Here is an 8,358-nt window from a genome sequence, read left to right on the forward strand (position 1 = left end):
CTCGTGGAGGACACCGTGGCGGAGGTCGACGCCGTCGATCTTGGCGACGAGCGCGGTGCCGTCGGGGGCGGTCGCCTCGATCATAGCCGGGCGCCGGCGGCGGGCATAGCTGGTCTGGTCCAACAGCTTCCCGAGGCGGACGGCGTCGGACTCGTGCTCCATCGAGAGCCCGCGCATGGCGTACCACGCCTTCCGGGGGCAGACGGCGTGGTAGCCGACGAGCATGCCGCCGACACGGAGGGCCGATGCACGGAAGGACATCAGAGGATGGCCGCCCCGGGGGAATCCTCCTCGAACCGGGCCGATAGCGCGCCGAGGCCGCTCCCGATCCCGTTTTCGGGTGCGTCGTAGGCGAGGTAGGCCAACGCCTTCTGCGTCTCCGGGTCGTTGCCGATGGTGTAGCAGAACCGCGTCACCTCGTCCCGGTCGATGGCCCGCTTGAGCAGGTAATGCGGGCACGCGATACCACGCTCTAGGACGAAGCCGTGGTAGTCCGGCCAGGTACGGAAGCGGTACGGGGTGTTCCCTTCCGGGAGGTCCTCTTCGTGCAAGACGAGCAGCGTTGCTTGCGGCGGGATGTCCCTGCTCTTCCACTGATTTCCGACGGTCGCTTCGTCCTCATCGGGGTCCGTTTTCGGAACGATCATCCAGTTCTCGCAGATCATCTCCCGGAGGGTCCGCGCGTTCGTGCGGGCGCGGGCGTCGGGCGCGGCGGCCTCGGGGTAAAGGGCGTTCACCTCGCGGACGAGTAATTCGGGCGTGACCTCGAACGGGCCATCGGCGAGCAGGGCGGCGAGGCGTCGGGCCGTCTCCAACAGGGGCTCGCCCGCAGCCCACCCCTGGGCGGGGCCGTCGAAGGAGCCGTAGGGCGCCGGGTAGAGCTCGCCCTTACGGTGGGGCGCGGCGACGTACAGCTCGCCCTCGGGGATGAGGTCTTCGAACCGGGCGAGGCGGCCTGCCCTTTGGGCGAGGCGGTCCCAGGGGCAGAGGTCCGAGAGCATGAGTGGGGCCGAGACGTTGATGCTCATCTCACCGATCTGAGTAAAGACAGCGACCCCACGCGCCGCCCCAGCCTCCCAGGCCCGCCGCCCAAGTGCCCCGAGAACGCCCTTGTCCTCGTTCCCGACGAGCGCGTCCTCGATCGTCTTCTTGTCAGGCTCGGTGAACCGGCTGTGGTAGAGGTAGACCGGGAGGTCACCGGCCTGCTCCCGGAGATACCGCCAGTAGCGGTAGGCCCGCTCGACGGTGTTGGCGTAGACGATGCCCGTGCCCTCCTCGATCATCCGGTCGAGGACCTCGGCCGCGTCTTCCGGATTCTCGACCGGCGGGTGTTCGTAGAGCCAGCGGCGGCCTGATGCCTGCGCCGTCGACTGGCGGACCTCGGCGTCGACGCCGTAGAGCTGGCGGGCCGACTCGGGGACGGTCGCGCTCATGAGCAGGACCGGCACGCGGAGCGCGCGGAGCACCGCCAGCAGGACGGTCAAGTTGGCCTGGACGAACGGTTCGTAGAAGTCGACCTCGTCGAAGACAACGGCGGCGTTGGCGAGGAAGAAGAACGTCGCGTGGTGGTCCTCGCGGGTCCCGGTGAGCGCGATGAGGAGGTGGTCGACGGTGCAGACCGTGGTCGGCGTGGCGAGGAGCCGGGCGAGCGCGTGGTGCTCGCGGGCGAGGTCGTGCGCGGGGTCACGTCGGCCGAGGTCGCCGAAGCGGGCGTGCCACGCGCTGGAGTGGTAGAGCCCGGTCTGCTCGGGGGCGTCGCCGGGCGCCAGGGCGAGGGCGTTGGCCGTGAACCGCGTCGGCATGGCGATCACGAGCCGGTCGGCCCGGCCAAGCTCGGTCTGGCGCTGGCCCCAGAGCCGGGCCGCGGCCGTCTTCCCGCTCCCGGTCGGTGCGCGGAGAATGGTCACCCAGTCCTCGGCGTGCTTGAGCGCGAGGTCTTGAACCTTGCGGCGCTCAGCGTACGGGTACTCGTACTCGAAAGGTAGAACGGCCGCCAGTTCGCCACCTGCCTCGGCGCGGCTGGCGCGCGAGTCTGCCAGCCGGAGGAGCGCGCGGACACCGGCCGTCTCGTAGCGCTGGCGGGCGGAGGCGGCGAGGTCGCGGCGGAGAGCGCGCGTCCGAGTCAACCACTCTCGCTGGAGCCCCGTCCACGTCGGCTCGAACTCGCCCCCGGCGTCGGTCCGCCAGCGGCGCTCGTGGCGGGCGCTCAGCTTGCCGTGGTGGGCGGCGATGGCGACACGCTCGGCGAGTGAGAGGTCGATCCGGTCGTCCTCGTCGCAGCGGCAGAGCGAGTCGAACTCGTGGCGGAGCTTTGCGTCGCGGAGGTTTGGGCCGGTGTTCCTCGTGTCCCAGTAGTACGAGTCCCAGTCACCGGCGGAGAGCGTGTCGGGGTCCAGGCCCCGGCGTCGGCGCCAGTCCTGGTACAGCCGGTAGTCTCTTTGGCACGCGGTCTGCCAGTTAGGGTGCTCCTTGCCCCAGTCGTGGTACCAAGCCGCGCGCAGAACGCGCTGGCGGAGGTCGGCGCCGGGGACGAGCGCGGCGTACTTCTCCGCGAGGTACGGGAGCGCGCCGAGGAGCCGCTTGGACTCGTCTAGCACGTGCTGGCGGTGGGCAGCGAGCGGGATGCCGGAAGGCTTGCCGAGCGGCTCCACGGGTCAGGCGGCGGGATCGTAGAGGTCGTGCTCGGCGAGCGCCGCGAGGGCGGCCTCGTACGCCTCGTGGACCGAGGGGCCGTCGGCCGTCGTGTCGTCGCCCTGGAAGACGAGGGCGCCGCGGGCGTCGAGCTCGGCGAGCAGGTTGGCCTGGACCGCCTCGCGCTCGGCGTCCGACGTGCGGGGCTCGAAGAAGCGGGCGGCCTTCCGGCTCATCTTCGGGTCGAGCACGATGAGGACCCGCTCGGGCTCGCCGGAGGTCGCGTTGCGGGCCTGGTTGGCGTAGTCGGTGAGCGAGCGCGTGGCCTCGAGCGCGAGGCGGACGCGGCGGCGGCGCTCGGCGTCGTCGATGCCGTGCGTCTCGATTTCGGTCCCGACGTGCTTTTCGTCGTCGTAGGTGAACGCCTTGGTGCGGCTCACGGCGCCCACGTCGACGTGGAAGCTCATGCGCATGAGGTCGCGCTGGGAGTACTCGTTGGTGGCGAGCGCCTGCGGCTTGTCGTCGACCTTCCCCGTCTTGGTCACACGCTTCGGATCCGGTTTCACGCGCACGAGGAGGTCGCGACCGACCTCGCTCTCGTGGACGGCGACGGCAGGCGTCGCCGTGAGCGGGGCGGTCCGGCGGCCGGAGTAGTCGCCGAGCGAGGGTTCGAGAAATCCGCCGAGGTCACTCCGGAGGTCGATCGCCATGTCGAGGGCAGGAGCGTCGCCATTGGCGACGAACGTCTCGCCACGATCGGGATCATCGGCGTTGAGCCGGTCGATGGCGCTGAAGAGCGCGTGGCGCTGCATCTGGCCGGAGATGTAGACCCGGCCGTCGGGGCGGCGCTTGATGGAGGAGGCGTTGCCGAGGAGCTTCTCGCCGCGGTTGGCGGCATGGTCGCTCATGGGCGCGAGCGCGGTGACGGTGAGGGACTTGATGGTCATGGCGGGTTAGGTGCGGTCGTCGGGGAAGAGGTCGTTCTGGGAGGAAGCTTCCGGTGCGGTCTCAGGGGCGTCGCCGTCGGGCTGACGGGCTTCGTCGCCAGCGGGAGCGGACGTCGAGGAGTCGTAGGTGCTCAGGCGCATGAAGGCCGTGACGAGGTCGCGGGCCTGCGCGAGCTTTTGCTGGTCGTCTCCCCAAGAGGCGACGGCCTCCATGAAGGCGCCGGCCTTGGCGGGCATGTCGAACCCGGCCAGCCGCCCGGCCCGGCTGCCCACCTTCGCGAGCAACTCCGGTCCGGACTTCGCGCTCTGGACGGCGCTCTCGAACTCGACGAGCGCCCGCTGTTTATACTCGGCGGCCTTCCGGGCGTCGCTGCCGCGGCGCTTCTCGTCGGACTGGGCGTCGGCGGAGGCGGCGCGGTAGGCCGCGTAGTTGAGGGCGGCCCCGTAGGCGCGCGCCGACGCGACGAGGTCGGGGGAGAGAGGAGGCATGGCGTGGGTGGTGAAGTAGGCGTCGAAGACGAACCCGAGCTCGGCCGGGTAGGCCGCGCGGGTGGCGAGGAAGTCGCGGAGGGCCGGCCGCGTGAATAAGCGGACGAACCGGCCAGCCATCATTCGGAAGAATTCGACTTTGTCCTTGCTTGCCTTGTCTTTCCAGTTGACGAAGCCGACTGGCCGAACTCGGTTGATGGCGATGAGCGCAGCGCGGAGGTCGCCGTCGAGCGCGAGCCCGACGAGGTGGTGCCCGAACTGCTCCTGACGGGAGTCTTTCGAGACGCTGTCGCCCTGGGTAGCGATCAGAAGCGGGCGTTCAGCGAGGAGGTTGAGCACCCGCCGCGCCCACTCCCCGGCGTCCCGCTCGACAGCGTGTGTGTCGCCGTGGCGTGCCCACCAACCGACACTGGCGACGACGCCGAGCGCGCCGAGTGCACCGTTGGATGGGGCCTCAGGGAAGTTGCCCTCGTGAAGCCGAGGCCGCTTGTAGCCGCCCCCCTCCTTACGAGGCGTCCGCATCGCAGCTTCCGTGTCGTAGTACTGTCGGCTGAGGAGACCGAACAGTTCGACGTAGTCGAGAAGTGGGGACCGACTCGGTTCGCCCGGATCGATCAAGGGGAGGTCTGGGACGAGCCCCGCCGTCCCGAGCGACCACGCCGCGGCTTTGTTGGGCGTGACCGTCGTGAGCGCCGTGAGAGCCGCGTTGAGACGGGTTGCCTTGGGGTAGCTCAGCGACGTATTACCACTGTTGACCTTGGCGACGAAGGGGGCGAACGCCCGTTTGAGCTCCGTCGATTTCGAGAGGTTGCCATCGCGAAGGTCGGCGATAAACCCCTTGGCCGCCTTCAGCAAGCCAGCCGCCGACGCATCCGACGTGACGACGTGGGGCGCTAGGTAGTAGCCGTGGTCCGCGTCTTGCTTCGTGGACTTCCCGGGCTCGGGGTCTTTGACCCAGTCAAACGTGAGGGTCTGTGTCCCCTCCGCTTCCGGGTCGTCTAGGGTGTACACGGTATACTGGGTGAGCGCGGCCTCAATGGCCTCGGCCACGAGGGGCGCCAGCGCCTCGGGCGTCTCGACTTCGGCCGGCGTCTTGCCGGCACGGACGAGGGCGACAGCGGCGCCGTAGCGGGGGTAAGGGTGGAGGGCGTTGTAGTTCATCAGAGCACCTCCCAGCGGGCGTCGACCCAGCCGTCGTTGGAGCCAAGGTAGAGCGGAGCCGCAGGGTCTTCGAGAGCCGCGGCGAGGAGGTCCGCGACGTCCGGCGTCGCGCTCGCACCGAAGCGGTACTCCCCGAGCGGGACGACGTAGCCCCGCGGGGTAGGACTCACGGAGTACGTCGGGAAACGACCCCGGAGGCTCTTGTAATGGACGGGGCTTTCGTCGGGGGCCCTTACCACCTCATCAGGGGACAGCGTCTCGTGTGCCGACCGGTCGCCGAACGAGAGTCGGCCCTGCTTCGCCCTGGTAATCGCTGACTCGATCCGGGCGTCATACCTCCGGCTCCCATTGAAGAAGGTCCGCCCGTCCGGGTCACGCTGGAGGCGCGCCCAGAGGTCGTCATAGCTCAGGGTTTGGGGGATCTCGCGGAGCCCGTCGAAGGCGAGGTGGTGACCGAGGAGCGAGACGAACCCGGAGTCGGAGCCCATCGGGTCGTCGGCGAGCCACGGCGAGTCAGCCCACTCGGTCTTGCTGTGGGCTTTTTTCGCTTGCTTCCGGAGGCTCTTGAGGGCGGCCTTCCGGTCGATCGGGCCGAGGTGCCAGCCGAGCGCGTTCTCCAGCATCCCCAGGAGCATGGCGTCGCTGGGGGCTGTGGCGCCCCGGTAGTAGCTCCCAGGCTGGGCGGAGACCATCGAGAGCGGGGAGAGCGCCTCGACGACGAGCTCGCCGCGGACGGTCCGTTCAGGGGGTTCGAGAAAGAAGTCGAGGGTCATGGGTTCGTCTATTTGAGGGCGCCCAGGCCCATGCCGGTGAGTTCGCCAACGCCGAGGAGCCACGCCGCCTGCACGGCGGCGGGCGTCCCCTCGATGATGACGGGGCACTCGCTGGCGCGGTACCGCGTGCCTTTGAGGGTGACGAGCTTGGTGCGGGCCTTGTCGTAGGTCCGGTCGAAGCGGGCCGTCGTCTGGCGGGCATCGTCCACCAGCCCGGCCGCGTCGAGACGGGTGCGGAGCGTCCGAGTGAGCGTCTCGTCGGCGGCCTCGTTCTCGTAGGTCAGGTGGTCGCGTCCGCCGTCGTCGCGGTTCTGTCGGGTGAGGACGGCGCCGTCGACCAGGAACCGGGCGGCGGGGCCGAAGCCGGGCGTGATCTGCTCGCGGATCTCGTAGACCCGCATTCCGGCGAGGACTGTCGGGTCTTGTCGGATGCCCGCGCGGAGCCGGTCAGAGAGGTCGTCGGACACGAACGAAACGCGCCATTCGGCACCGCCGGCGAACTGGAGCCCCTCCCCTACCGGCTTCGCGCCGCCGAGCCAGCCGAACGAGTAGAGGCTCAGCCCATCGTGGGCCTCGTTCTTGCCGAGCCATTTATGAAGAACGCCCGTTAGCCAGTGAAGGTGGTCGAACGGGACAGGCGCCGTGTTGGGAGACAGCTTGAGGTGGAGGCGCATGGGTGCGTGCGATTGAGGGGGGCTGAGACTACGAGTCCGCGTACAGATCTGCCGCCGCGCGGTGGCTGCTGGCGACAGCCTCCGCCAGCGCGGGCGGGCCGAGAACGCGGACGAGCGCGCCCCACCCCATCACGAACGCCCGCGCGTCCTCCAGCCCGGCCGTCTCGAACGAGACCGTGAGCGCGCCGTCGGGGTGCTCGGCCTCGACGATCTGGGTGCGGGCGTACTCCTTGCGGCGGAAGTAGGGCGCGGCCGGGGGCGAGACGAGCAGTCGGACCTCCTCGGGGTCGCCGTCGAGCGCGCCGAGGCGGTCGGCGGCGTGGGTCTGGGGCGACCACCCGGGCGGGGGCTCGGCGCGGCGGTCGGGGAGCGGCGTGGCGGCCCGGAAGCCCGCGAGCGCGAAGTCTTTGACCGGGTGGCCGTCGGCGTCGAGGTCGCGGCAGGCGGCCATCCAGGACCCGTGGCGGACGAGGAGCGCGAGCGGGGCGAGGGTGCGGCCCTGGCCGAGCGCCTGGCGCGACGCCGTGACGTAGTCGGCGCGGACGGCGTGGCCGCCCCGGGCGGCGTCGAGGAGGGCCCGGAAGACGGACGGGTCGAGCACCGAGGAGACGCCGCCGGCGGCCCCGTCGAACGACCAGTGGGCGTCGTCGGCCTCGGGCTCGAACGAGAGCACGTCGGCGACGGACGAGGCGCGGAGCTTGGCCGCGGCGGCGTCGAGGGCCGGGAGCAGCGGGGTCGGCGCGAGGAGGGGCCGGGCGGCGAGGGCCGCGACGGCGAGCGCCTGGGCCTCGTCGTCGGTGAGGCGGGGGACGGGCGTGGCCGGGTGGGCGCCATCGGCAAGCCGGTAGCGCGAGGCTGGGCCGTCGGGGATGGCGAGGACGGTCCCCTCGGCCTGGAGGGCCGTGAGGTGGCGCCGGGCCGTACGGGTGGCGACGCCGAGGCGGTCGGCGACCTCGTGCTGGGCCAGGCCGGGGCGGGTGGCGAGGAGGTCGAGGAGGCGGTCGCGGGTGGTCGGCATGCCCGAGGGTACGGCCGGGTCTGGCCCTTGCGGACAAGGGTGTCCCCAACGACGTGACCCATCGGAGGCGAAGGTCTGAGACGGTCAGGGCCGCCAGCGGGAGACCTCGTCGAGGTCGAGGTGGTCGCCGCCCGCGGTCTGCCACACGGCACCACCGGACGCCTCTTCGGCCAGGAGCAGCCGTGCTCTGATCGGCCCGGAGGGAGCGTCCACGATGACAGCGCGGCCGAGGTCGGGTGACCGGTCGGCTATCGAGATCCATACGGATTGAGGCGGCGAGACGCGGGGGGAGGTCTCAAGAGCTGTCGGGATGACGGGCTCGTCAGACTCGACTCGCTCGGCGACGCACGCGGGCTCCGGGGTCTCCTCACCAGAGGCCCAGCGGAATGCGGTGGCGGGACGGCGGCGCCTGGTCGAGGAGAGGTAGGCCGCGACCACGCGGGGGTGTTCGTCCCGGTCTGGGGTCGCGTCGAGGGCGTGGTGCAGGGCGCCCCGAGTCCAGACGTGGCCTTTCCACTCGAAGACCTGGCCCGGTGCGATGCGCGAGAACGGGACGGCCTCCGGCGGAGGCGGGAGGTCGAGGGCTGCGGTGTCGACTCCGAGGCGTTCGAGGGCGTCGCGGAGCGGGACCCCGTCGCGGAGGGCGACCACGACGGCGATCTCGC

8 protein-coding genes are annotated in these 8,358 nt (G+C 70.8%); all 8 read right to left on the reverse strand.

Annotation, left to right across the window (positions count from 1 at the left end; genetic code table 11):
* Nucleotides 1-261, reverse strand: a 261-nt coding sequence (locus tag AAGI91_17150; protein ID MEM1044338.1) for a Dna2/Cas4 domain-containing protein, incomplete at its 3' end; no start/stop codon positions are given.
* Nucleotides 261-2,651: a CRISPR-associated helicase Cas3' gene (gene cas3 / locus AAGI91_17155; protein MEM1044339.1), complete on the reverse strand. Its 2,391-nt coding sequence runs from the start codon at nucleotides 2,649-2,651 to the stop codon at nucleotides 261-263. The genes cas3 and AAGI91_17150, both read right to left, overlap by 1 nt.
* A gap of 3 nt (nucleotides 2,652-2,654) precedes the next feature.
* Nucleotides 2,655-3,578: a type I-PGING CRISPR-associated protein Cas7/Csp1 gene (cas7p, locus tag AAGI91_17160; GenBank protein MEM1044340.1), complete on the reverse strand. Its 924-nt coding sequence runs from the start codon at nucleotides 3,576-3,578 to the stop codon at nucleotides 2,655-2,657.
* A gap of 6 nt (nucleotides 3,579-3,584) precedes the next feature.
* The gene (locus tag AAGI91_17165; GenBank protein ID MEM1044341.1) at nucleotides 3,585-5,228 is read right to left on the reverse strand and encodes a hypothetical protein; all 1,644 of its coding nucleotides are present in this window, start codon (nucleotides 5,226-5,228) and stop codon (nucleotides 3,585-3,587) included.
* Nucleotides 5,228-6,001: a hypothetical protein gene (locus tag AAGI91_17170; GenBank protein MEM1044342.1), complete on the reverse strand. Its 774-nt coding sequence runs from the start codon at nucleotides 5,999-6,001 to the stop codon at nucleotides 5,228-5,230. Before AAGI91_17170 ends, AAGI91_17165 begins: the two co-directional genes overlap by 1 nt.
* A gap of 8 nt (nucleotides 6,002-6,009) precedes the next feature.
* Nucleotides 6,010-6,675 (reverse strand): CRISPR-associated endoribonuclease Cas6, encoded by a 666-nt coding sequence (locus AAGI91_17175; GenBank protein ID MEM1044343.1) that lies wholly within the window; start codon nucleotides 6,673-6,675, stop codon nucleotides 6,010-6,012.
* Between the two features lie 28 nt (nucleotides 6,676-6,703).
* Nucleotides 6,704-7,693: a WYL domain-containing protein gene (locus AAGI91_17180; GenBank protein MEM1044344.1), complete on the reverse strand. Its 990-nt coding sequence runs from the start codon at nucleotides 7,691-7,693 to the stop codon at nucleotides 6,704-6,706.
* 84 nt (nucleotides 7,694-7,777) lie between these two features.
* On the reverse strand, nucleotides 7,778-8,358 hold a 581-nt coding region (locus AAGI91_17185), incomplete at its 5' end, for a hypothetical protein (GenBank protein MEM1044345.1).

Source organism: Bacteroidota bacterium (assembly GCA_038746285.1).
GTDB lineage: Bacteria > Bacteroidota > Rhodothermia > Rhodothermales > JANQRZ01 > JANQRZ01.

Bases quoted from the DNA above. Each gene is read 5' to 3' on its own strand.
- AAGI91_17175 (MEM1044343.1), bottom strand. From the start codon at position 6,675: ATGCGCCTCCACCTCAAGCTGTCTCCCAACACGGCGCCTGTCCCGTTC.
- cas7p (MEM1044340.1), bottom strand. From the start codon at position 3,578: ATGACCATCAAGTCCCTCACCGTCACCGCGCTCGCGCCCATGAGCGAC.
- AAGI91_17170 (MEM1044342.1), bottom strand. From the start codon at position 6,001: ATGACCCTCGACTTCTTTCTCGAACCCCCTGAACGGACCGTCCGCGGC.
- AAGI91_17180 (MEM1044344.1), bottom strand. From the start codon at position 7,693: ATGCCGACCACCCGCGACCGCCTCCTCGACCTCCTCGCCACCCGCCCC.
- AAGI91_17165 (MEM1044341.1), bottom strand. From the start codon at position 5,228: ATGAACTACAACGCCCTCCACCCTTACCCCCGCTACGGCGCCGCTGTC.